Genomic DNA, 23,928 nt, shown 5'->3' on the forward strand with positions numbered 1-23,928 from the left:
GCTTCAGGTCTCCTCTTTTCTTATTCCGCGAATCATAAACCGCCACTGCGGCTCCCCCAAAAGATACCCGCACAACCTCCGCCGTTCGGTGCGCACGGATTCGAAGCCGGCTTTCTCGTACAGCCGGACTGCGGCTTCGCTCCGCTGCGACACATGCAGCGACAAGCTGCCCGATCCGACTTTTTCGGCAAAATCCGCAGCGTGTTCCAGCAGCAGCCTTCCGAATCCATGGCCCTGGCAGTCCGGCCGTACGCCAAGATGTTCGATATAACATTCTCCCGCCGGAGGTTCGTAAGCGAGTACCGCCATCCCGACTGCAAACCTCAGTCCGGCGACCGGTCCGAATTCCCGCAGCAGAGGCCGCAGTTCCGGTTGTTTGACACCGTCCTGCCTGCCGCCCTTGAGGCTGTCCGGCTGCCATTTGAGTGCGATCGTGCCGAGCGGCGTTCCTCCGTCCTCCGGTAGGGAACTTTCGTCAAACAAGCCAAACTGCCGCGTTCCGTTCGTCTGTTCAAACGGCCAGGCCCGCTCGAGCAGCTGCGCCGTACGCCGATGATCCAGACGCAGCAGCGTATGGAACTTGGCGTGAAAAGCTTCGGCCAACAAGGCGCAGATCTCTTCGTGGCTCCGGGCGTCGCAGGCCGCAATCCGAATCCGCGGCATCGCCGGCGGGTCTCCGGGACCGGATTCGCGGCGGAGAAGCTTACATCCGGTCGGGATCGTTGCAGACAGCCCTGCTTCCCTGCCGTCAGACGGTTTATTCGTTTCCATCGTCGGATTCCTCCCGGCCCTTCCGCGCTCCGACGGGAATCTCCAGCTCCACCTGCACGGCTTCGCCGCCGAACAGGGAAAGATAGGATTTCTCCTTCAGCATAAGTCTGTCCGGCTGCAGGCCGAACCGTTCGCGGACCTGCCCACAGGCCGCTTCGATCCGAAGCTCGACCTCGTTGTCGTCCTCCGCCGCAAAAGCCTCGCACCAGTACAACCCTTCTTCCAGCAGCAGATCATCCTTTTGGCCCGGATCGCTGTCTGCCGTCTCGAAATACATAGCCGTGCCGCGCCCCTGCCTTATATAGAACAAATCCGTCTCGAACAAACGCTCCGGACGTTCGGACGCCTCCAACAGTTCTCTTGCCGTCGGCCCCTGTCCGTCCGCAGCAAGCGTCACCCAGCGCCGCAGCCGCCGCAGCGTACGAAACTTCAGCTCTCCCTCGGCCTCCGGGATTCTGCTCCGGTTTCGTTCCTGCAGCAGTTCCTCCGTAAATCGTTCCAGCCGCTGCAGCCTGGCGATTTCTCCGCGAACCCGCTTAAGCGAAGCTCCGATCAGTTCTTCGTATTCTTCCTCTCCGTATTCGCTTAGTGCCCGGCCGGCTTCCGCCACGGGAACATCCAGCTCGCGCAGCAGCAGAATATGCGCCAGCCGGTACATTTCGCCGGTCCCGTAGCGGCGGTATCCGTTTGGCTCGACATAAGCGGGAAGCAGCAGTCCTTTTTCCTCGAAATAACGTACTTGATGAATCGATACGCCCATCATCTTGGCAAACTCCCGAATACTCAAAAAGTCGCTCATGTTCGGACCCCTTTCGCTGACCTTCTGCTTTCACTATAAAGGTTGGGTCAGACCCAAGGTCAAGCCTTTTTCAAAGCCTATCCCACCTTTCACAATAAACTTACTAAAAATAACCGAAAAACTATTGACTCTGCTTTTTATTGCGGTATAATAAGGTCAAAGAAAGTCAAAGTCAGAGCGAAAGATCAAACTTTTCCCTTGAAAAGAACCTTTCGAGTCTGTTCAATTCCGATCTTCGTTCGCTTCACCCTTTGACTTTCACTTCCCTATTTACTTCAAACTCAAACCTGAAAGGGGCATGCCTTCATGCGCTGTCAACACTGTAACCAGAATCAAGCGACCGTCGGTCTCAGCCTCACCGTTAACAATAAATCCGAGAAAATGTTTCTCTGCGAAGACTGCTATGCCAAAGTAAACGGCGGGGTGCCGTTCACGGCAGGATTCGGTGCTTCCGGTCCGTCTTCGTTCGAAGAAATGTTCCGCGGCTTCATGCAGTCGAATCAAGCGTCGAACGGCGCTTCGCAGCGTCCGCAGTCTTCCGCTCAGGGCGGCAAACGCGGCGGCCTGCTGGACCAGTTGGGACGCAATCTGAACGATGCCGCGCGGGACGGCAAGATCGATACCGTCATCGGCCGCGATGAAGAAATCGACCGCGTTATCGAGATCCTCAACCGCCGGAACAAGAACAATCCGGTACTGATCGGGGAGCCGGGCGTCGGCAAGACCGCGATCGCCGAAGGACTGGCGCTGCGGATCACCGAAGGCCGGGTGCCTTCGAAGCTGCTGAACAAAGAAGTCTATTCGCTGGACGTGGCTTCTCTGGTCGCCGGAACCGGCATCCGCGGACAATTCGAAGAAAAGGTCAAACAGCTGATCGCCGAACTGGAACAGCGCCAGAATATCCTGCTGTTCATCGACGAGATTCACCTGCTTGTCGGCGCGGGTTCCGCGGAAGGCTCCATGGACGCGGGCAATATCCTCAAGCCGGTACTCGCACGCGGCGAACTTCAGGTCATCGGCGCCACCACGCTGAAGGAATACCGCCATATCGAGAAAGACGCCGCGCTTGAACGCCGCTTCCAGCCGGTCATGGTCAACGAACCGACCGCCGAAGAAACGTTCCTGATCCTTCAGGGACTGCGTCCGAAATACGAGCAGTTCCACGGCGTCCGCTATTCCGACGAAACGCTTGAAGCCTGCGTGCGTTTGTCGAGCCGCTACGTGCAGGACCGCTTCCTGCCCGACAAAGCGATCGACCTGCTCGACGAATCCGGCGCCAAGCTGAACCTGCGCGCTTCCACCGGCGGCAGCGACGAGATCCAGGCCCGCCTCGAGCAGATCAAACTGGAGAAAGACGCCGCTGCCCGAGAAGAAGACTACGAACGCGCCGCCAAACTGCGCGACGAAGAAACCGCCTTGAACAAACGTCTCGGCGGCGAACCTTCCGGCGAAGAAGTGCTTGAAGTATCCGTCGAAGATATTCAAGCGATCATCGAACGCAAAACCGGTATTCCGGTCGGCAAACTGCAGGCGGACGAACGCGGCAAAATGAAAAATCTGTCCGCTCGTCTGGAGAACCGCGTCATCGGTCAAACCGAAGCTGTAGACAAAGTGTCCAAAGCGGTTCGCCGCGGACGGGCCGGACTGCGCAGCAGCGGCAAACCGATCGCATCCTTCCTGTTCGTCGGACCGACCGGCGTCGGCAAAACCGAACTGTCCAAAGCGCTCGCGGACGAGCTGTTCGGCAGCAGCGAATCGATGATCCGCCTCGACATGAGCGAATACATGGAACGCCATTCCGTGTCCAAACTGATCGGCTCGCCTCCGGGCTACGTCGGTCATGAAGAAGCCGGACAGCTGACGGAGAAAGTCCGCCGCAATCCGTACAGCATCATCCTGCTCGACGAGATCGAGAAAGCCCACCCGGATGTGCAGCATATGTTCCTCCAGGTGATGGAAGACGGCCGCCTGACCGACAGCCAAGGCCGTACGGTCAGCTTCAAAGATACGGTCATCATCATGACCTCCAATGCCGGCTCGGCCGCTGAGAAGAAGATCACGATGGGCTTCACGGCGAAGACCGACGAAACGCGTTCGATTCTCGGCTCGCTCGGCAGTTACTTCCGTCCGGAGTTCCTGAACCGGTTCGACAGCATCGTACCGTTCGCTTCGCTCAAGGAACAAGATCTGATCGTGATTGTTGACAATATGCTCGGCGAGATCTCGGCCAATCTGTCGACGCGCGGCATCTCACTCGAAGTGACGGACGAAGCCAAACGCAAACTGGCGGAACTCGGCTACGATCCGGCTTTCGGCGCCCGCCCTCTCCGCCGCATGATTCAGCAGCATGTCGAAGACGGTATTACCGATCTGCTGCTGGACGAAGAAGAAGTGACGGCTGTCCGCGTTGCGCTGGACGAAGAGCATATTCGCGTGAGCCGCGCTGACGACGCTCCGGCAGAGCTGTCCGCCGTCCTCCGCAAAGAAATGTAAATTCGATAAACCAGCGCCCTGCCCAGCAGCCTGCCGCTGTATACCAAAAAGCTGTTCCCTAACCGGTACCCGGTTAGGGAACAGCTTTTTTTTGCGCCGACGGACGCTTACAGCGGATGGATCCGCTCCACATAAGCCTGCGCCGACTGCTTGATCTCGAAATTGTCTTCGTACTGGAGATTGAAGACGCACGCATACAGCACATTCAGCACATAATCGATCGCAATCTGGGAAGAGAACGTTCCAATTTTCCGGATCGGTTCTTCGCTGATCGGCAGCGGCAGCACGACGTCGCAGAGCTTCGCCAGGCTTCCTTCGCTGTTGGCGGTAATCGCAATCAGATCTACCCCTTTTTCCTTCATCCCTGCCGCATATTCCGTATATCCGGATTGACGGCCGTGATACGTGAGAAACACGGCGCAGTCTCCGGCCGAAGCATTATAGGCATGGTAACCCTGCTCCTGCATCAGATTGCTGATCTGCACCGGACGGTTGATCTTCAGCAGCTTGCCCTGAAAACCAAGCGCCCGCACCATCGAATCGCCCGTCGCGAACAGATAGATGCCGCGTGCCCGATCGAGCATCGTCGCGGCGGCATCCAGGTCTTCTCCGCCCAGCATCTCTCCCGCTTCCCGGACCGTCGCCTGGGTCAGTTCCGCCATCCTCGCGGCTATGGTCTGCGACGTTTCCCGGGTCCGAAAAGGCAGATTGGCATCGACGGTTTCCCGGCCGGCCGTGCGCTCGAACTCCGAAGCCAGCACAATCTTCAATTCGCGAAACCCGCTGACTCCGAGCTTCCGGCATAAGCGCACAACGGTCGGGTTCGACGCATACGCTGCTTCGGACAATTGACGGATCGTCATGCCCAGCACCTCTTCCCGCTGTTCGAGTATAAACTTCGCGATCTCTTGTTCGCTCCCGGACAACCCTTCGGCGCGGCGCAGTTTTTCAAGCAGCATGGATTCCCTCTTTTCCCGTACCGATTCCGGCTTGGCCTGTACCTCAAGTACACACAAACCGGAGGCGGAGCCGTTCATTTGTACCTTAATTATAATGTCCGCCGCTCCACTCTACAATCGTTTGGCAGCGTCTATAATAGGCATGCGGCCCCAGGACCTTATAGGTCAGTTCCGCAAAAGGGTGGACAACGACGTCGAAGCGATCAGATTAAACGTTCCGGCAAATCCGCTTTCCGGTACGTGGATGCGCAGCAGATACGAATCCCCTTTTGCCGACGTCCAGACGATGTAGTTATGAATGCCTTTCGTGCCGCTTGTCTGCAAAAAAAGATCCGCCGAAGCCATCGGGCTTTCGAACAATTGATCGTTTGCATAGCTGTTGACTTTGCCGTACTTTTTCAATTCCGTTTGGCCCTGCTTACGCAGCTTGTCGATATCGAATCCCGCCGGCAGCGGTTCGATCTGCGCTTGGTAGGCCGGATAATCGGTCAGGTACAGCTTGTTTTTCGCGGGACTGAACGTATATCCTCCGGCCACATACAGCGAATAGCCGTTTCCTTGCTTTAATTGGGCTTTGCGGGTCACGTTCTTCCCTTTGATCATAAGGGCAAAGGATTGGGTCGCCGGACGCGAGCCGACGGATGCGGATGTGGAAGAGTCGGCTTGCACCGCGGCTTGGGCCCGATTTGCGAACAAACCGGAGTCGGGAGAAACGAACGGTGCGGCCAGAATCACGGAAGCGGTCAGCGCGACTATTTTACGGATGGATTTCATGGGAAAACACTCCTCTATAGGGGATTGGGAACGCAGACGGCCGTTCAAATCGGGCCGACCGTTCCTTCAATAGATTAGACGGGAGCGCTTGCGCAAGTATGACAGTCCTACACCCATTCTTGGAAAAGAGGAACACCTGATGAAAATTGGAATCACCGGCAGCGGCATGATCGTACGGGTGGCACTGGATGCCCTGCGGCCTATCGAAGAGATTGACGTCACCGCCATCTGCGTACGCGAGCAGAGTCTTGCGGCGGGAAAAGAATTGGCCGAATCTTTCGGGATCGACACCGTGTATACGGACTACGAGCGGATGCTGGCCGATCCGGCGGTCGAATTCGTCTATATCGGCATCGTCAACAGTCTGCACTATCGGTATGCCCAAAAAGCGCTCGAAGCGGGCAAGCATGTCCTCGTCGAGAAACCGTTCACCTCTACGGCGGCAGAAGCCCGGGAGCTGCTGCGTCTGGCGGAAAGCCGTGCCCTGTATGTGTTCGAAGCCGTGGTTACTCCGTATTCACCGGATTATTTGCACGTCCGCGAGCTGCTGCCGCAGATCGCGCCGATCCGCCTTGTGCAGAGCAGCTTCTCCAAACGTTCCGGACGCTACAGCGATTATCTGAACGGCAGCGTACGGCCCGCTTTCGATCCGGCGCTTGCCGGGGGAGCGCTGTACGATCTGAACATTTATAATCTGCATACGGCGATCGGACTGTTCGGGCGCCCGAATGAAGCCCGTTATATCGGCAATATCGGCCACAACGGCATCGACACATCCGGCATATTGACGCTGGCGTACAGCGGATTCGCGGCCGTCTGCTGCGCGGCAAAAGACTCCGACGGCGAATGCTTCACGGTCATTCAAGGCGAAAACGGCAGGATCCGGGTAAACGGTCCGCCCAATCTGTGCAGTTCGGTCACCCTCCAAACGAAAGACCGCGAAGAAACGTTTACGTTCGACGTGCCGGACAATCATATGAGCCAAGAGTTCCGGGCGTTCGCCGCCATATACCACGGGGGCCAGTGGGAACAGGGCCTGGAAGCCCTGCGTCGTTCCGTTCTCGTCATGGAAGTGGCCGAACAGGCCCGCTTGGACGCAGGCATCGCCTTCGGTGCGGATCGGACTTCCCCTTTTGATGCAGACCGATGACAAGCGGATAAACCCTAAAGAATACTGTTTTTGTGAAAAGGACGCCAATCGGCGTTTTTTTTGCATAGCCGGATTCCAAAAAACAGTCCGCTCCGTTTCGCAAAATTAAGAAAAACCTCCTATCTCCCTCGCTAACCCGTTACCCGGATATGCTGATAAATATGACATAAGAGAATAAATCCGGCAGTTTGCACGGGTTAGCCTGCGGATCGACCTATTTTAAAACAATGGAGAGTGACAAGATGACTGTATTTCGCAACCTCAAGCTTCGTTCCAAGCTTTTCATTTTGAATGCGGCGGCTATCGTATTTCTGCTGCTGATCGGTACGGTCAGTTTTGTATACGTCAATCAGATGACAGTCAATTCGCGCGCCATGTACCAAGAAAGCCTGATGAAAGTCAAATCGATCAACCAGGTCATGACCAATTTCAATAGCATCATGAACGACATCCTGCAGCTCATGATCAATCAAGATCCGGATAAAAACACCGAGCTCAACAAGCATTTCCAAGAAACTTCCGATAGGAATTCCAAACTTCTTACCTCGTACGGAGATTTCGCACTGAATGCGGAAGAGCAGACCATTTACGACACGATCCTGGGTTCTCGCAAAGAAGTCCGCGCGCTCCAAGACGAAGTCGCAGAAATCGCTTTGGAAAATCGCAATGCCGAAGCGTACCAACTTTACCTCAATAAACTGGAGCCCAAAAAGAACGAAACTGAAGCGCTGTACAACCAGCTGGCCGATCTGGCCGAAGCCGCTGCGAAGCAGAGCAACGAAGAAAATATCCAGGCCGGAGCTTTGTCAAAAACGGTTAGTGTCGCCAGTGTAACTGCGGCAGTTATTGTCATGGTCCTGCTCTCGCTGTTCATTATCCGCTCGATTACCGGCCCGATTCGCAAACTTCAGGGTTTGATGCAGCAGGCGGCGGAGGGAGACTTCACAGCCGTCGGCACTCACTTGTACAAAGACGAAGCCGGCGCCCTGACCCGTTCTTACAACACGATGGTCGAATCGCTGGGCGCCTTGGTCAAGCAAATTTCGGAAAATGCCGTGACGCTCGCGTCAAGTTCGGAGCAGCTGCTCGCAAGTTCCGAACAAAGTGCCCAAGCCACGGAACATATTTCTTCGCAGATTCAGGATATCAGCGACGGAACCGAGTCCCAGGCGCGCGGCACCGTCGAGATGAGCCGCACGATGGAAGAAATGAACGTAGGAATTCAGCGGATTGCCGAGTCGGCAACCGAATTGGCATCGGATTCCCAAGATTCGGAAGCCAATGTTATGCAGGGCCATCGCAAGCTGGAAGAAGCTATTCGCGAAATGGAACAAATCCACCGCTCGATCGGAAGCCTGTCCGAAGTCGTCACTTCGCTGAACGAAAAATCGACCAGTATCGGCGAAATTACGGATACCATCAAAGCGATTGCCGATCAGACCAGCCTGCTGTCGCTGAACGCGGCCATCGAAGCAGCCCGGGCCGGCGAAGAAGGCCGCGGATTCGCCGTCGTCGCGGCCGAAGTGAAAAAGTTGGCCGAACAAACCCAGGAATCTTCATCCAGCGTCTCAAGCCTTATCCATGATATTCAATCGGAGACCAAAATCGCGTTCCAAAGTATGGAGCTCAGCCGCAATCAGGCGGAGAACGGCCGGGTCGTCATGAACGACGTTTCCCGCGTATTCGACGGAATCATGAGCAGCACGCGCAATCTGTCCGTACAGCTGCATGAAGTCTCCGCCGTAACCGAGCAGATGTCCGCAAGCTCGGAACAGGTGCTGGCTACCGTAGAATCGTCCGCCGCAATTGCCGGGGGTTCCAAAGACATGGCTCAAAGCGTGGCAGCCGCCACCGAAGAACAGCTCGCTTCCGTCCAGGAAGTGACCGGTTCCGCCGCTTATCTCAGCAAACTGGCCCAAGACCTGCAAACCTCGATCGAACGCTTCAAGATCTGATCGCGGCCCTTTTGCCAAGCGAATAGCTCTCAACCGAATCAACAAAAAGGACGGCGCGTTTATGCGCCGTCCTCAACGTGTCGAGAAAGTCTGATTCCGAGAGAAGCAAGGAGGCGGAGGGAGAAATTCAGTGTAGGAACGATAGTGTTCGCCTTTGTGGTGCAAGTTCATCCAAAATCAGGATATGAACTTGCACCGTTAATCGGGAAAATTCCGCTAAAATCCAATCCTTTTTCCCGATTTCAACACGCGACCGGAACGAATTTCTCCCGCAGCCGACGAGCTTACTAAACGAATAGGACTTTCTCGACAGCCTGAGGACGGCGCGTTTATGCGCCGTCCTTTTTGTTAGTCCGTATTCAGCAGATCGAGCAGGTCGGCATCGGTCAGCGAGGTGATGCTGTCTTCGCCGGGACGGATGACGTCGTCGATCAAAGCTGTCTTTTTCCGCTGAAGTTCGTGCATCTTCTCTTCGACCGTGCCTTTGGCGACCAGGCGGATTACCTGGACCACCTTCGTCTGTCCCATCCGGTGCGCCCGGTCTTCGGCCTGACGTTCCACGGCGGGGTTCCACCAGAGGTCGTAGAGAATAACGGTATCCGCTCCGGTCAGATTGAGTCCGGTGCCTCCGGCTTTGAGCGAGATCAGGAAAATGTCCGGCTCGCCTTCATTGAACCGATCGCACAGTTCGACCCGCTCTCTGGGAGGCGTGCTGCCGTCCAGATACAAAAACGGCATCTCGCGGTATCCCAGTTCCCGCCGGATCAGGCCCAACATCTCGGTAAACTGGGAGAAGACCAAGACGCGCCGGCCGGCGCGTCGGCATTCTTCCAGGGTCTCCAGCAGCTGCTCGAATTTGGCCGACCGGCCGGCGTAATCGTCTACGAACAGCGCAGGATGACAGCAGATCTGGCGCAGCCGGGTCAACCCGGCCAGAAATTGTATCCGGCTGCGGCCGAGTTCTTCGCTGTTGTCCAAATGCTCCAGCGTCTCGTAGCGCAGCTTCGCCAAATGGGCCGCATAAAGCTTTTTCTGTTCGGGCAGCAGTTCGGTCACCCGAATCGACTCGATCTTCTCCGGCAGCTCGCCCAGTACGTCCGACTTGAGCCGGCGCAGCAGAAACGGACGCGCCCGCTTCGCGATCTGTTCGCGCGTCAGTTCCGCAAACTTTCTGCGGTCGGGATACAGCCCCGGCAGGACCGAATCGAATACGGAGCGCAGCTCTTCGAGCGAGTTCTCGATCGGCGTGCCGGTCAGCGCGAAGCGGAAGCCGGCACGCAGCGCTTTGACCGCACGGGCCGTCTGCGTGTCGGGATTCTTGATCGCCTGGGCTTCGTCGAGCACCAGCGTGTGCAGATCCAGGCGCTCATACTGCGCCAGATCCCGGCGCAGCAGCGGATAGGAGACGATCAGCACATCCGTCTCCCCGCTTCCGGCCAGGCGGAGCACCGCTTCGCGTTCGGCCTTGGTGCCGTCGGCGACCGCGGCGCGGATCTGCGGCGCGAAGCGTTCCAGTTCGCTGCGCCAATTGTAGAGCAGCGAAGCCGGTGCGACGACCAGGGCAGGGCGGCCGTCCTGCCGGATCTCCGGCAGCACCGATAGCAGATAGGCGATGCTCTGCACCGTCTTGCCCAGCCCCATGTCGTCGGCGAGTACGCCGCCGAGCCGGTAATGCGCCAGCGTCTTCAGCCAGCGGTAGCCGGTCTGCTGATAATCGCGCAGCACCGGAAGCATCGATTCCGGCACAGGGAAATCCAGCAGGTCGGGACTGCGCAGGCTGTCCAGCAGCCGCCGCAGTCCGCGATCGGCCCGGATCAGGCTGTCTGCCGTGCCGGATGCTTCGGCCAGCAGATGCAGTCCTTCCGCAGCCGGCAGACGAAATGCAGCCGAATCTTCTTCGGACAGATAAGGGCGGTTTCCGTTCAGAAACTCCAACAGTGTACGGAAAGCCTGCGTCTCCAGCGGCAGCAGAGCCCCGCTGCGCAGCCGGTAATATTTGCGTTTGTCCTGCAGAGCCGCGAGAGTCTCGCGGATTTCCGCTTCGGGAATTCCGTCGATCTCGAAGCGGAATTCCAGCCAATTGGTGCGTTCGTCAAAGTTCGCCGCGATCTTGGGCGGCGGATTGACGCGGATCACCCGTTCCTTGACGGACGTGGTCGCGTACACTTTCGCCAGCCGTTCGAGATGCGGAACAATCGTATGCAAAAAAACGAATTCCCGCTCTTCTTCCTGCATATAATAGCCGCTCTCCGTCCGGGTAAAGCCCGCATTTTCCATCAATTCGAGGATCTGCAGTTCTTTGCCGCCTTCGCGAATCAGAATACGGCTCTCCCCGCGCCGGTCTCCTCCGCGCTCAAGAGGATTGATCGCGATATCGCCGTATTGGAATTCCAATCCGGCAAGCAGGCGATCGGCCACCCGGTCCAGATAAATGCGGGCTTCGAGCGGAATCCGCACCACCTGATCGGATACGCTGTGATCCATGAAGACGTCGCCGAGTTTCATCAGGCCCGGTACAACCCTTTCCATAAAAGCTTCGACCTGCGCTTCGGGAATCGTCACGCGTTCCGCCTCGCCTCCCGATTCTTCTTCCATGCGCAGAATCTGCTGCAGATCGGCCAAACGGCGGGCTTCCGCGGTCCCCAACCGGTAAAACTGTCCCGCATGCAGCGTCAGTCCGTACGATTCCAGCACCAGCGTATCGGCCATACCGCGTGCGGTCATACGCAGCGATCGGTCCTCTGCCCCGCGTCGTTCGAACTCGAAGCGCAGCGGCAGCGGATCGCTTGAAAGTTCCACACCGGGATAGGTATGGCTGCCGCTTCGAATCGATGACAAAGGGGCCGCTTCGAGCAGCGGAAACAGTCCGTCCCAGGCGTGCGGCGGCAGCGGCAGCGACGGAGGATCGCCGATCTCGCCCGTATACAGCGCACCCGCGGAAGCGCGCTGCATCTTCTCGCTGCGCCGAATCTCGGCCAACCGCAGCAGCACGGCATCGTCGCGCAGACCGAAGCAGTCGCGCGCCGGATCGTACGTGAAATGGCGCGAGAACGTATAGATTTCGCCCCGTTCGAATCGGACCAGAAACTCCCGGATATCCGGCACGGCATACGTCCGTTCGAAGCCTACCCGCAGTTCGATACCGAGCAGTCCCCGGCGCGGTCCGTGCGGATAAGGCGAGATCCGGAATTCCGCCGTCAGCTCCCGCCGCGACTCGAAGATCGAACGCGAGCCGGCCAGCGCTCTCGGCTGCTGACGGAACAAATCCATGACGCGGCCGACCAGCCGGTCTTCGGGACGGTCGGCATCGGCGGATCCGGATCGAACGGTTTGCGGAGTCCGGGCAGCTGCGGGCGGCATTTCCGTATGTTCCGGAAGGAACGGGAAATCGCCTGTCCGATCTCCTTTTTCCTCTTCGGCCTGCGCGGAATCGTCTTCGCTTTTTTGAAGGGCTCCCGGCGGCTTGCCTTCCCTACGCAGATGCAGCAGCTGCAGCAGAGCCGCGGCCGTATGCTTGCAGCTGCGATCGAAAGCGAATCCCGCCGAACATTCGCATTCCGCAAATAACCCGTCGTCCGCTCCGAAGCGTATCGTGATATGCAGAAGTTCTCCGTCGCGGACAAAAGCCTCGTATACGCCGGGGCCTTCTTCGGGCAGCCGGCTTAGCTCCACTTTGCCCGCTCGAAACAGAGTCTCGCCTTTGCGATAGGGACCTGCCCCGCACAACGATTTGATCATCTTTTCGTTCCACCGCTCTTCCGATGCTCGCTCTCTCAAGGCTTTTCCCCCATCGCATTTAGTCTGAGTCCCAGTGTACCAGAAGAACAAACTGTTTGCATCGTGTTCGTATCATCCGGTGCAGTCCTAAGCCTGTTTTAGCTCAGGGAAACGGGTGCCTTTTTCCGTATCCGCGCGGCAAAAAAGCGGCTTCCGACGGGAGCTCCCGTTCGAAAACCGCTTAAGACTTCGACGAAATCGGACGCGCTTGCACCGTGACCGATTCCGATAGATAGGTACAGATTAGAACAGACTGTCCGGGTTCGCGACTTCGTCCCGGGCCGTCTGACGGTTCATCCAGTCGTTCAGCGCTTGGGACAATTCGTAAGGCGAATCCGCAGGCATATCGAGCGCGGGATTGACGACTTCGAGCACACGCTGCCACAGCAGCACAAGATGCTTCTCTTGTTCCCTGCCCAGGGAACGCCGCAGACCCATCAAAGCGACAACCCACATCAGCAGCGCCGCAACCGCGAGCATGGCCGCTTCCAGGTTGGCCGCGACTCCGACAAGCACCGTCTCGCGCAGTTCAAGAGCAGGCCAGACCAGATCCAGCCCCGCCGTGCCCAGAATCAGAAACAGAATCAACAAGGACAATCCGTGCAGCGCATAATCCGCCAGACGCACCCGGGACGCCGCCCGTTCGAATCCCACCTCGCCCGCATACCGTTCCAGATGGATCATCTGCTTGCTGAAGTTCCAGTTTTCTTTTTCGACAGGCAGCAAATAGTAATCGATCAGCCGCTGCGCCGCGGATAAATGCGAACCGGTGATCCGGGATTCCTGCGGTCCCAGCATCGCGTGCCTCATCAAACTCATGCGGATTGTCCTCCTTCTTTTCCATTCGTCTCTTAATTGCTTCCAGTATAGGGGAAACAACCAGGGAAAAGAAGTTCCTCGCGGCCGACGGGCTTTGGTCCCAAAGCTTGCTCGTTTGATCGGATGGTCGAGGTCTTACGTCCGGGTTGATGTCGAAAAACGATCGAAAATGCCCGGTTGGTTACGGATTCCCGGGATAATCGAACCGAAGCCGGTTTAAAGCTCGCCTATGCTTCATCCTTCTTCCCTCCATTTCTTCAACAAAAAAACGGACCGTTTCCCCGAAGGAAACCGGTCCGTTTTTTCTTCCGCCCTTCTCTCTTCCCTTTCCAATCCAAGAAAAGATCGGGCGGCGGAGGGAAAGATCGGGTGCGGGAACGACAGTGTTCGCCTTTGAGATCGGGAAGCCTCCTTGAAATCCAATTCAGCTTCCCGATCGAAACAGCGACCGGAACCGATCTTTCCCGGAGCCGCCCGATCTTTTCCCCTTACACCATAATTCTGCACATCTGATTCGTAAACTCGACCGGATCTTCGATCGGCAGTCCTTCGATCAGCAGCGCCTGATTGTACAGCAGGTCCGTGTACAGATCTAGCTTGGACTTGTCGCTTTCAAGCGAAGACTTGAGCGAAGCGAACACGTCGTGGTTGACGTTCACTTCCAAGACCTTCTCCGCTTTGACGTTCGGATTGTCCGGCATCATGCTGAGGATTTTCTCCATCTCGATCGACACTTCGCCGTCGGAGCTGAGGCAGACCGGGTGCGAACGCAGACGCTTGGAAGCGCGCACGTTCGATACTTTGCCGGCCAGGCGTTCTTTCATGTAGCTGAACAGCTCCTGATCGCCTGCCGCTTCCGCTTCATCCTGCTTCTCTTCTTCGGTTTCTTCGATACCCAGATCGCCCGAAGAGACGGAGCGGAACTCTTTTTCCTTGTAATTCATCAGCATTTTCACGGCAAATTCATCGATATCGTCCGTAAAGTACAGAATCTCGTAGCCTTTGTCCGCGACCATTTCGGTCTGCGGCAGCTTCTCGATCCGCGAATGCGAAGCGCCTGCCGCATAGTAGATATACTTCTGTTCTTCCGGCATGCGGGAGACGTATTCGTCCAGCGTGACCAGCTTCTTCTCGGTCGAAGAGTAGAACATAAGCAGATCCTGCAGAGCGTCTTTGTGCGTGCCGTAATCGCTGTATACGCCGTATTTCAACTGGCGGCCGAACGCTTCGAAGAACTTGTCGTACTTCTCGCGGTCGTCTTTTTGCAGCGATTTGAGCTGGCTTTTGACTTTGCTTTCGATATTTTTGGCGATCAGTTTGAGCTGGCGGTCATGCTGCAGCATTTCCCGGGAAATGTTCAGCGACAGGCTCTCGGAATCGACCATCCCTTTGACGAAGCTGAAATAATCCGGCAGCAGGTCGGCGCATTTGTTCATGATCAGTACGCCGTTCGCATACAGTTCCAGCCCTTTTTCGTATTCGCGGGAATAGAAATCGAACGGAGGCGTTTCCGGGATAAACAGGATCGAGCGGTACACGACGGCGCCGTCGGCATTGATGTGTACGTGCGACAGCGGCTTGTCGAATCCGTAATGCTTCTCGGCATAGAAGTTCTCGTAGTCCGCTTCGGTCAGCTCGCTTTTGTTTTTGCGCCAGATCGGCACCATGCTGTTCACTTGTTCTTCTTCGATCCGCTCTTCGAATTCGCCTTCGGCGTCTTCTTTCGATACCCGGACGGTATTGTCCATTTTGATCGGGTAGCGGATAAAGTCGGAATATTTCTTGACGATCGAGCGTAGACGGTAATCTTCGAGGAATTCGTCGTAGCTCTCGTCTTCCGTGTTGGTCTTGATCGTCAGAACGATCTGCGTACCGACTTCGGCTTTCTCCGCCGGTTCGATCGTGTAGCCGTCCGCACCGTCGGATTCCCATTTGTAAGCTTGGGTCTCGCCGAGCGCGCGGCTCGTGACGGCGACGTGGTCCGCGACCATGAATGCCGAATAGAAGCCGACGCCGAATTGGCCGATAATATCGTGGCCGTCTTTGGCTTCGTTTTCCTTTTTAAAAGCAAGCGATCCGCTCTTGGCGATCACACCGAGATTGTTCTCCAGATCTTCGCGGGTCATGCCGATACCGGTGTCGGTCAGCGTCAGCGTACGATTTTCTTTGTCGACGGACAATTTAATGTAGTAATTTTCCGGATCGAACGAGAGATTCTCGTCGGTCAGCGCCCGATAATAGATCTTGTCGATCGCGTCGCTCGAGTTCGAAATCAGTTCGCGCAGGAAGATTTCCTTTTGCGTGTAGATGGAGTTGATCATCATTTCGAGCAGGCGTTTCGATTCGGCCTGGAACTGCTTCTTTTCCATATGTGATTTCCCCTCCGTTGGGTCAAGATTGTTAGCACTCGTTTTAACGGAGTGCTAATCCAATTCCATTTATAGCACTGTTGAAATTTCATGTCAAGAAACGCGGCGCCGGGAAACCTTTTTGCGCAGCCCTAACGGGTTGGCTACAATGGATATAGAGAAAACGAAGGAGGAACAAGGCATGGCTGCAACCAAAATGCACAAAACGAATGCAATGCGCAGGCTCGAAGAACTCGGCATCGGTTACGAAACCTTCAGTTACGACAACGAGGACGGGCAGATCCACGGCACGGCCGTCGCGGAAAAAATAGGGCTGGCCCCGGAAACGGTATTCAAGACCCTGGTCGCCCATGCGGGAAACAACGGTTACGTCTTCGTGATCCCGGTTGGCGAAGAACTGGATCTCAAGAAAGCGGCCCGGTCCGCGGGTGAAAAGAAAATCGAAATGCTGCCGCTGAAAGACCTGCAGAAATGGACAGGTTACGTACGCGGCGGCTGTTCGCCGATCGGCATGAAAAAGCATTTTCCCACTTTTATCGAAGCCGGCGGAGAGCCGCTGGAATCGCTGGCGGTCAGTGCCGGGAAGATCGGACTGCAGATGAAGCTTGCACCCGGCGATCTGGCTTCGGCGGCGCAGGCGTCTTTTGCGGATCTGATCAAGTGACCCCTGCCTGGAAGCCAAAAAACGCGCACAAACCGCCCGTTCTCGTATCGGGTCGATTCGTGCGCTTTTCTTGTGACGGATGATCTCAGTTCAGGAATCCTTCCAATGCCTGCGTCGGTTTGCCGTCGGCTCCCCAAGCGCCTTTGTTGTAACCGCCGTTGTAGCCCGGAGGCGCTTCCGGTTCCCAATAGAACACGCCTTTGCCGCGTCCGTTTGGCAGGCTGCGGATCTTCTGTTTGATGTCCGCGATAAAGCTTTTGGTCACGGCGGCCTGGTCGTATTCCAGTCCGATCTCCGTGACGATCACGTCTTTGTTGTACTTGGCGACGATATTGTTTGCATTCTGGACGGCTTGATTGACTTTCGCCTGCCAGTCGGACGTCGTCGGATAGAGCGACATCGCGACCATGTCGAATGTGGCGCCGTTGTCGATCAGACCGCCGATATTCCATTCGAACAGCGCCGAATCGTGGCCGCTCGCCAGGTGCACGATCGTTTTAGTGCCGCTGCTGACCGATTTGACCGCGTTATGTCCCGTATTCACCAGCCAGGCGTAATTTTTCATCCCGCCCTGGGAAGCTCTTCCGTCGGGCCACAGCATACCGTCGCTCGTCTCATTGCCGATCTGTACCCAATCCGGCGTGACGCCTTTGGTTTTCATCGTGTTCATGACGTAGACTGTATGGCTCCATACCGCGTCCATGAGTTGGGTGAAGTTCAGGTTTCGCCAGGCGTAAGGTTTGGTCTGCTGCCCCGGATCCGCCCACGAATCGCTGTAATGCAAAGTCAGCATGACGCTCATGCCGAGTTTCTTGGCACGTGACGCAAGTTCGGCCGCTTTCTCCGCATTGAGATATCCGCTTGCGTAGTCGCTCATATTCGGATTGACCCATACGCGGATCCGAACCGAGTTGATCTGGTAATCGTCGCGCAGAATTTGCAAGATGTCTTTCTGCCTGCCGGTCTTGTCTTTCCAGGTCTGCCCTTTCGCTTCAAGCCCCGCAACCCAACTGATATCGGCTCCTTTGGCAAAAGCCGGCGCGGCGGCCGAAACGCTGTTCGTTCCGCCAACCGTCCAGGCCGGCAGCAGAAGCAGCATGCACAGCATGGTGAGCGCAGCGGTTTTGAACCCTCTTCTGTGATTCATGTATGATCCTCCCCAAGTCAAAATTCGTCTATCAACGCGGACTGCTCGTTATTGGACGTTGTGGTTAGGCATCTTCTTATCTCGCAGGCGGCTTCAAGGCGTCCAGTGATGCCAGCGCCCGGCCTTCAAAATCGAACAGGGTCAGATTGGCCCAGTTGTTCGGATGGCCGACCGACCATTCCTGCTGCGACGGAATCCACGCGGGTTCCCAATAATAGAAACCTTCGCCCAAGCCGCCCGGCACTTCGCGCACGATCGCGATCAGCTCTTCCAGGTACCGGCGCTGACCTTCGACGGAAGCCGGATATTCCGGCAGAGGCAGCAGCCCTTCCCTGCCGTTCATGACCCACTTCGAACCTTCCGGCTCTTCCAGCGTCCAGGGATAGGCGGTCTCCACCACATTGATCGGCTTGCCGTAACGCTGCGCGAGGTCGTGCAGATTGCCGCGCAGATCTTCCAGGGTGCCATGCCACCAGGGATAGAACGATTGGCCGATCACGTCGTAATCGACGCCGAGTTCCGCGAACCGGTCGAAGAACTTGCGGCTGGAGGCGTTATCGCCGCCCCGGTCGATATGGATCATGACCGCGATATCCGGGCTTGCCGCCCGAACCGCTTCGATGCCCCGTTTGACCAACCCGGCGAAACGGCTCCACTGCTCGTCCGTATCGAACCCTTCGCCGCCGACGCGGGCTTCGTTCCACAGCATGCCCGGCGTAATCTCGTTGCCGACCTGCACCGTATCCGGCAGGGCGTCGACCTGCTTGAGCGCATCCAGCACTTCCGCCGTATAATCGTAGACCGCCTGACCCAGCTCTTCATCGGACAAACTCTCCCATGCCGCGGGTTTCCATTGGTTGGCCGGATCGGCCCATTTATCGGAATAATGAAAATCGAGCAAAAAGCCCATGCCCTGCCGCTTGATCCTCCGAGCGACGGCAAGCGTGCGCTCCAGGTTGCAGAACCCGCCCGCCGGATCGTTCCAGATCCGCAGGCGTACGGCGTTGACGCCGTTTTCCCCAAGCAGTTCGAGCAGCTCCCGTTCCCGGCCCGACGCATCGTAATAACGGCCGCCTCCGTGTTCGATTTCATCCATAAAAGAAAGATCCATTCCCGTAATAAATGTCTCCCTGCGGGTAGTCAACATGTAAGTCCTCCATTCTTGTGTACCGGATTCAGCCGTATGCTTTTCGGGGCAGCGCTAGTAGAATTACTTGACGCTGTCATACCAGGCGTTGACTTCCGCGGTGATCTTGTCGCCGCCGCCGGATTTCCACGATTCGGCAAACGTATCAAAAGCATCGATCGGGCTTTTCCCGTAAATGATTTCGTTGAATACCTGATTTTCCATCTTGTTCAGGTAATCGAGTCTGGACTTCATCGTTTCCGTAGTCGGTCCGGTAAATTGATTTTTGCGGGAAATCTCTTCCTGGCTCAGCAGCACTTTCGCCGCCGCCGGCGTTTCCGGGCCATAGTTGAGTGCTACATCTTTCTCGAGCTTGGTTACCGGTTTTTTGCCGTCGGCCAGATTCATCAGCGCCTTCATCTGGGCATCCGGAATCCGTGCGCCGTCGTGTACCAGCAGATACAAGGTGACATTGACATAACCGCCGTCGATTTTCTCGCCCGGAATCGGTTGGCCTTTCTCGTCAAGCTGATAGTCGTACCCTTCGAACAGGCCGTAATCGTACGGACTGCCCGGTTTGGGATCCGCATAGTTGTCGAACAAATAATTCTGGTAGGTGAAGAACGCTTCGGGATGCTGCATGTCTTTTTTGATCAAAATAACGCCGTTGGAGTATTTTGTGCCGTGCCGCATCGCCGTGCCGTCCGGGCCGGTCGGAATCGCGATCGGTTTCCAGACCGCATCCGGGACATTCTTGGCGGTATCCTGAAGCGGCCAGCCGCTCATCCAGTAAGGTCCCGGAATGATGCCGGCCGTTCCGGCCACCGCCGGCTCCGCCGTTTTGTTCTCGTCCCACAGCGCCGCTTCCTGCGGAATATAGCCTTTGCCGAGCCATTCGTTCAGTTTGGTCAGCCCCTGCTTCATCGCCGGATTGGCCGAACCGTATTCCAGTTTGCCGTCCGCGCCGATATTCCACTGCTGCGGCAGCGTACCGTAAGCGCCGAAGATCCAGGACGGATCGCCCATCCAGGTATTCATCGAAGTCTTGAAGCCGATGCTCAGCGGAACGACCTGATCCGGCGACAGTCCGTCCGGATTCTGGTTCTTGAACGCTTCCATGACGGTCTCCAGTTCGCTCAGGGTCTTCGGCGCTTCAAGCTTCAGCTTGTCCAGCCAGTCCTGACGAATCCAGAGCAGATAATCGTTGTTGTACGCATAATCGAGAATCGGAATCCCCATTTTTTTGCCGTCGCGGCTGTAGGAATTCCAGATGTTCGGATCCTGCGCCATCGCGGCTTTCCAGGTGTCGGACGCATATTTATCGAACAGCGGTCCGACTTCCTGATACATGCCGGAGTCGATCAGATCCTGCGCCAGCAGTTCGTCGCCAACCGTTACAATCTCCGGCATTTCCTGACCCGAAGACATGGCTAACCGCATTTTGGTCACAAAAGCCCCGTTCGTATCGGTAACGGACCACAGCGACTTGATATCGATGCCGAATTTCTCTTTGGCCCATTGGGTCGCTACGCTGTTCTCGATACTCTCTCCGTTCTTGAATTTGGCGATCGGATTGATGCCCCAAGCGGTCGTAATCGGAACGGGCGGCTCGTATTTTTCTTTGTATGCGTTTTCAATAATCGGCGTATCCGCGCTTTCCGCCGCTTTTTCTCCGCCGGCTCCCCCGCATCCGCTCAGTACCAGACCGGCACACAGCGCGAGTAAGCCCCCTTTGATTCCCCATTTTCCTTTTCCCAACTCTTTCCCTCCCCGAAATTGAAATCCTTTCCTTTTTATTGTAGATGCGCCGCCGCTCCTTGGCCTATGTCACATCTCCAACATTTCTGCACCTTTCGCAACCTTCTTGCGGCTTCCGGGCTTCCGGACACACAAAAAGACCGGGACGGCTCGTCCCGGTCTTGACTGTGCCTGCCGAATTGGAAGCGGTCCGAAGACTACTCCAAGTAACCTTTGAGAATCTTGCTGCGGCTCGGGTGTCTCAGCTTGCGCAGCGCTTTGGCTTCGATCTGACGAATCCGTTCGCGGGTTACGCCGAATTCCTTGCCGACTTCTTCCAGCGTACGGGCACGGCCGTCCTGGAGACCGAAACGCAAACGAAGGACGTTCTCCTCGCGTTCGGTCAGCGTGTCGAGCACTTCTTCCAACTGCTCGCGCAGCAGACCGGCTTCCGCAAACTTCGAAGGAGCGATCGCTTCTTTGTCTTCGATAAAATCGCCGAGCTTGGAATCCTGTTCATCGCCGATCGGCGTCTCGATCGAGACCGGATCCTGGGCAATCTTCATGATATCGCGGATTTTCTCCTCGGTCATCTCCATCGCTTTGGCGAGTTCTTCGACCGAAGGTTCGCGTCCCAGTTCCTGCAGCATCTGACGCGATACGCGCATAAACTTGTTCATCGTTTCGACCATATGCACCGGAATCCGGATCGTTCTGGCTTGGTCGGCCAGCGCGCGGGTGATCGCCTGACGAATCCACCAGGTCGCATACGTACTGAACTTGAAGCCTTTGGTATGGTCGAATTTCTCTACGGCTTTGATCAGACCCATATTGCCTTCTTGAATCAGGTCGAGCAGCATCATGCCGCGGCCTACGTAACGGCGGGCGATGCTGACTACGAGACGAAGGTTCGCTTCCGCCAATCTGCGCTTTGCTTCTTCGTCCCCTTGTACGATGCGTTCCGCAAGGGAAATTTCTTCGTTTGCGGACAGAAGGGGCGTACGCCCGATCTCTTTCAGGTACATGCGTACGGAGTCGTCGCTTCCGGCACCGGTGAGAACGGCTTCTTCCGGAATCTGGGCGGTTTCGGTTTCAATGTTTCGATCCATATCTATTTTCCCCTTCCCAATAGAAATTGAGGTCTGATTCTCTGCTCTTCGGGGTTTTATCCCCCACATATTCATCGCAAATATTATTTGACAATAAAATCAATCCGTGCTATGATTTTAATATATTTGTTTATAAACAGCTAAATTACGGACAGCTATTAGTATAACATCTTTTCCGGTGAAAAACAACCGCAAAAGATGTTTTTTATTTCATTCGTTTACATTACACGCTTACCCTTCCCCGCCTCCGTTCAATCGGACGCAGGCATGGGTACAGTTTATCCCGCAGCCGCCAAACCGCTTCTGCCGCAAACCCAAAACGCGCTTCGAAGTCCATACGGACCTCGAAGCGCGTTTATTTGAATATAGGCCGCCGCTTGAACATACGGCTTCAGGCAATCCGTACCCGGCGGTCGATCAACCGGACGGTCAGCCAGACGAATCCTGCAATGACGGCAAGCTCGAACAGAAAAGCTCCCCATCCCGCATTCAACCCCTGCACCTGCATCGTAAGCGAAGACTGACTTTGCACTTGCAATCTTGGAATCGCCTGGCTGCCTCCGCCGCCGAAAAAAGCTTCCTCGATCCAGGACATCACCGAGCCGATCGCAAAAAAGAGCAGGATTCCGATCAACCCTTTGGCTTTGACCTGCAGACTTTCCATCACGGAAATGACCAGGAACAAGATCGACAGCAGCAGAAGCACGGACCAAACCACAGTCGCCGCAGCCAGGAAGAGCGTCCAAGGAAGCGGATGATGAAGATCCAATCCGTTAAAATTCAGATTGCCGAGCCGCTGAAGTTCGTTCAGCAGGCCGCCCTGCCGATAATACAGGAAGTGAATTCCGGCCAGCAGACCCACTGCCAATCCGTTCAACAGCGCGTAAAGCCCGGCCGAAGCGATATAATTCAGACTGCCCAGCGGCAGCAGCCGGCGGCTGGATAAACGGATGTTGCTTCGAAAACTCCGGCAGGCCGCAACCAGAACCAGCACAGCCGTAAACATGTAGGTTAATACACTCAGAACGAATCGGACACCGGCATCCGCCCCCCAGTACCTGCCGCCGATTTCGACGCACAGCTGCAGCAGTACCACGGCCGCGGCTGCTCCGAGCAGCATGAACAAATCTCGCTTCAGATCGTATTTCAACAATTTCAGCATTCGGCGTAGACCTCCTTGAACAGCTGATCGATACTTTTGCCGGAATTCAGACGAATCTGTTCCACCTCTTCCTGCAGGATCAGACTTCCCTCCCGGATCATCAGCACTTCGTCGAAGATCCGTTCGATATCGGCGATCAGATGGGTCGACACGATCACGCTGCTGTCTTCTTCGTAAAACTCCACCAGCGCATCCAGGATATGATCCCGGGCCACCGGATCAACACCGCCGATCGGTTCGTCCAGCAGATACAAGGCAGCCCGGCGCGACAGCGCCAAGGTAAGCTGCAGCCGCTCCTGCATGCCTTTGGACAAAGACACGGTCTTCTCCGCCCGGGAGAGTCTCATAAACTCCAGAATTCGCTTCGATTTGTCCGCGTCGAAGTCGGCGAAGAAATCCCGCTGAAAATCGAGCGCATCGCCTACGGTCATCCATGATTCGAATTGCGGACGATCCGGCATAAACGACACAAGGGCTTTGGAACCCGGTCCCGGTCGCCGGCCCTTAATCCGCACGCTGCCCGATTCGGGTACCAGCAGTCCGGCCGCGATCCGCAGCAGCGTCGATTTGCCGCTGCCGTTGCTGCCGAGCAGACCGATGATGCGGCCCTGGCCGACAGACAGCGAGACGTCTTTCAGTGCCACTTTTTTTCCGTAGCGTTTATTGACCGAATCCAGCTCAAGCAGTGGGTCCACTTTGATTCCCCTCCGTTTCCCGCGGTCCGTCTTCTACTGAATCGGACACGATCTTCACAATGTTTCCGTTGTCGAATCCCAGCTCCCGCATTCCGCCGATAAACCGCTCCAGCAGCTCGGCCGCCATCTCCTTTTTGATCGTCATGATCTTCTCATCCTCGCTTGTCACAAACCGTCCCAGTCCTCTGCGGCTCTCCGCCACCCCTTCGCGCTCCAGTTCCTGAAACGTTCGCTGAATCGTATTCGGATTGATCTTCAGTTCAGAAGCCAATTCGCGTACGGAAGGAATCTTCTCGCCGGGGCCGAGTTTGCCGGTTACGATCTGCAGTTTGATATAGTTCATGATCTGCAGATAGATCGGCATATTGTTGTCGAATTCGATAGTCACGTCTGACGTTCACACCTTTCCCGCTGCCGGTCCG

General features: G+C 56.3%; 18 protein-coding genes. 4 read left to right on the forward strand and 14 right to left on the reverse strand.

What is annotated here, in order from left to right; genetic code table 11:
- Nucleotides 1-3 precede the first annotated feature (3 nt).
- Together HRQ60_RS08960 and HRQ60_RS08965 are read right to left on the reverse strand one after the other, a co-directional pair.
- Nucleotides 4-771 carry a GNAT family N-acetyltransferase gene (locus tag HRQ60_RS08960; RefSeq protein WP_172195468.1) on the reverse strand — a complete coding sequence of 256 codons (768 nt, stop codon included), beginning with the start codon at nucleotides 769-771 and terminating at the stop codon, nucleotides 4-6.
- Complete coding sequence (locus HRQ60_RS08965; RefSeq protein WP_172195469.1) at nucleotides 758-1,570, reverse strand: MerR family transcriptional regulator; 813 nt, start codon at nucleotides 1,568-1,570, stop codon at nucleotides 758-760. The genes HRQ60_RS08960 and HRQ60_RS08965 overlap by 14 nt, the downstream gene beginning before the upstream one ends.
- Before the next feature lie 306 nt (nucleotides 1,571-1,876).
- Here HRQ60_RS08965 and HRQ60_RS08970 point away from each other — a divergent pair, with 306 nt between their 5' ends.
- Nucleotides 1,877-4,063 (forward strand): ATP-dependent Clp protease ATP-binding subunit, encoded by a 2,187-nt coding sequence (locus HRQ60_RS08970; protein ID WP_172195470.1) that lies wholly within the window; start codon nucleotides 1,877-1,879, stop codon nucleotides 4,061-4,063.
- A 107-nt stretch (nucleotides 4,064-4,170) separates the two neighbouring features.
- Here HRQ60_RS08970 and HRQ60_RS08975 read toward each other — a convergent pair whose 3' ends face one another.
- Both HRQ60_RS08975 and HRQ60_RS08980 read right to left on the reverse strand, forming a co-directional pair.
- Nucleotides 4,171-5,022, reverse strand: coding sequence for a MurR/RpiR family transcriptional regulator (locus HRQ60_RS08975; RefSeq protein ID WP_172195471.1), 852 nt, complete (start codon nucleotides 5,020-5,022; stop codon nucleotides 4,171-4,173).
- A gap of 165 nt (nucleotides 5,023-5,187) precedes the next feature.
- Complete coding sequence (locus HRQ60_RS08980; RefSeq protein WP_172195472.1) at nucleotides 5,188-5,796, reverse strand: hypothetical protein; 609 nt, start codon at nucleotides 5,794-5,796, stop codon at nucleotides 5,188-5,190.
- Between the two features lie 139 nt (nucleotides 5,797-5,935).
- Here HRQ60_RS08980 and HRQ60_RS08985 point away from each other — a divergent pair, with 139 nt between their 5' ends.
- On the forward strand, nucleotides 5,936-6,946 hold the full coding sequence (locus HRQ60_RS08985) for a Gfo/Idh/MocA family protein (RefSeq protein WP_172195473.1): 1,011 nt from the start codon (nucleotides 5,936-5,938) through the stop codon (nucleotides 6,944-6,946).
- 242 nt (nucleotides 6,947-7,188) lie between these two features.
- The gene (locus HRQ60_RS08990; RefSeq protein ID WP_172195474.1) at nucleotides 7,189-8,901 is read left to right on the forward strand and encodes a methyl-accepting chemotaxis protein; all 1,713 of its coding nucleotides are present in this window, start codon (nucleotides 7,189-7,191) and stop codon (nucleotides 8,899-8,901) included.
- A 348-nt stretch (nucleotides 8,902-9,249) separates the two neighbouring features.
- Here the strand turns inward: HRQ60_RS08990 and HRQ60_RS08995 are convergent, their stop codons facing one another.
- The 3 genes from HRQ60_RS08995 to htpG all read right to left on the reverse strand — a co-directional run bounded on the left by HRQ60_RS08995 (nucleotide 9,250) and on the right by htpG (nucleotide 15,866).
- Nucleotides 9,250-12,639, reverse strand: coding sequence for an SNF2 helicase associated domain-containing protein (locus tag HRQ60_RS08995; protein ID WP_172195475.1), 3,390 nt, complete (start codon nucleotides 12,637-12,639; stop codon nucleotides 9,250-9,252).
- Between the two features lie 282 nt (nucleotides 12,640-12,921).
- On the reverse strand, nucleotides 12,922-13,497 hold the full coding sequence (locus HRQ60_RS09000) for a DUF6097 family protein (protein WP_172195476.1): 576 nt from the start codon (nucleotides 13,495-13,497) through the stop codon (nucleotides 12,922-12,924).
- Nucleotides 13,498-13,985: 488 nt separating this feature from the next.
- Complete coding sequence (gene htpG, locus HRQ60_RS09005) at nucleotides 13,986-15,866, reverse strand: molecular chaperone HtpG (protein WP_172195477.1); 1,881 nt, start codon at nucleotides 15,864-15,866, stop codon at nucleotides 13,986-13,988.
- A gap of 181 nt (nucleotides 15,867-16,047) precedes the next feature.
- Between htpG and ybaK the strand changes: the two genes are divergently transcribed.
- Nucleotides 16,048-16,530 (forward strand): Cys-tRNA(Pro) deacylase, encoded by a 483-nt coding sequence (gene ybaK, locus HRQ60_RS09010; protein WP_172195478.1) that lies wholly within the window; start codon nucleotides 16,048-16,050, stop codon nucleotides 16,528-16,530.
- 85 nt (nucleotides 16,531-16,615) lie between these two features.
- Here the strand turns inward: ybaK and HRQ60_RS09015 are convergent, their stop codons facing one another.
- The 7 genes from HRQ60_RS09015 to HRQ60_RS09045 all read right to left on the reverse strand — a co-directional run bounded on the left by HRQ60_RS09015 (nucleotide 16,616) and on the right by HRQ60_RS09045 (nucleotide 23,894).
- A complete protein-coding gene (locus HRQ60_RS09015) occupies nucleotides 16,616-17,677 on the reverse strand; it encodes a glycoside hydrolase family 53 protein (RefSeq protein WP_425501639.1) in 1,062 nt (353 codons plus the stop codon).
- A gap of 76 nt (nucleotides 17,678-17,753) precedes the next feature.
- Nucleotides 17,754-18,824 carry a glycoside hydrolase family 53 protein gene (locus HRQ60_RS09020; RefSeq protein ID WP_172195479.1) on the reverse strand — a complete coding sequence of 357 codons (1,071 nt, stop codon included), beginning with the start codon at nucleotides 18,822-18,824 and terminating at the stop codon, nucleotides 17,754-17,756.
- A 63-nt stretch (nucleotides 18,825-18,887) separates the two neighbouring features.
- Complete coding sequence (locus tag HRQ60_RS09025; RefSeq protein ID WP_216671529.1) at nucleotides 18,888-20,561, reverse strand: type 2 periplasmic-binding domain-containing protein; 1,674 nt, start codon at nucleotides 20,559-20,561, stop codon at nucleotides 18,888-18,890.
- A 197-nt stretch (nucleotides 20,562-20,758) separates the two neighbouring features.
- Entirely contained in the window at nucleotides 20,759-21,649 is an 891-nt protein-coding gene (gene rpoD, locus HRQ60_RS09030) for an RNA polymerase sigma factor RpoD (protein WP_172195480.1), read from the reverse strand.
- 391 nt (nucleotides 21,650-22,040) lie between these two features.
- A complete protein-coding gene (locus HRQ60_RS09035) occupies nucleotides 22,041-22,811 on the reverse strand; it encodes a hypothetical protein (RefSeq protein WP_172195481.1) in 771 nt (256 codons plus the stop codon).
- Entirely contained in the window at nucleotides 22,805-23,506 is a 702-nt protein-coding gene (locus HRQ60_RS09040) for an ATP-binding cassette domain-containing protein (protein ID WP_172195482.1), read from the reverse strand. The genes HRQ60_RS09035 and HRQ60_RS09040 overlap by 7 nt, the downstream gene beginning before the upstream one ends.
- Nucleotides 23,490-23,894 (reverse strand): GntR family transcriptional regulator, encoded by a 405-nt coding sequence (locus HRQ60_RS09045; protein WP_172195483.1) that lies wholly within the window; start codon nucleotides 23,892-23,894, stop codon nucleotides 23,490-23,492. The genes HRQ60_RS09040 and HRQ60_RS09045 overlap by 17 nt, the downstream gene beginning before the upstream one ends.
- Nucleotides 23,895-23,928: the final 34 nt, after the last annotated feature.

The organism is Saccharibacillus qingshengii (assembly GCF_013185195.1).
Taxonomy (GTDB): Bacteria; Bacillota; Bacilli; order Paenibacillales; family Paenibacillaceae; genus Saccharibacillus; species Saccharibacillus qingshengii.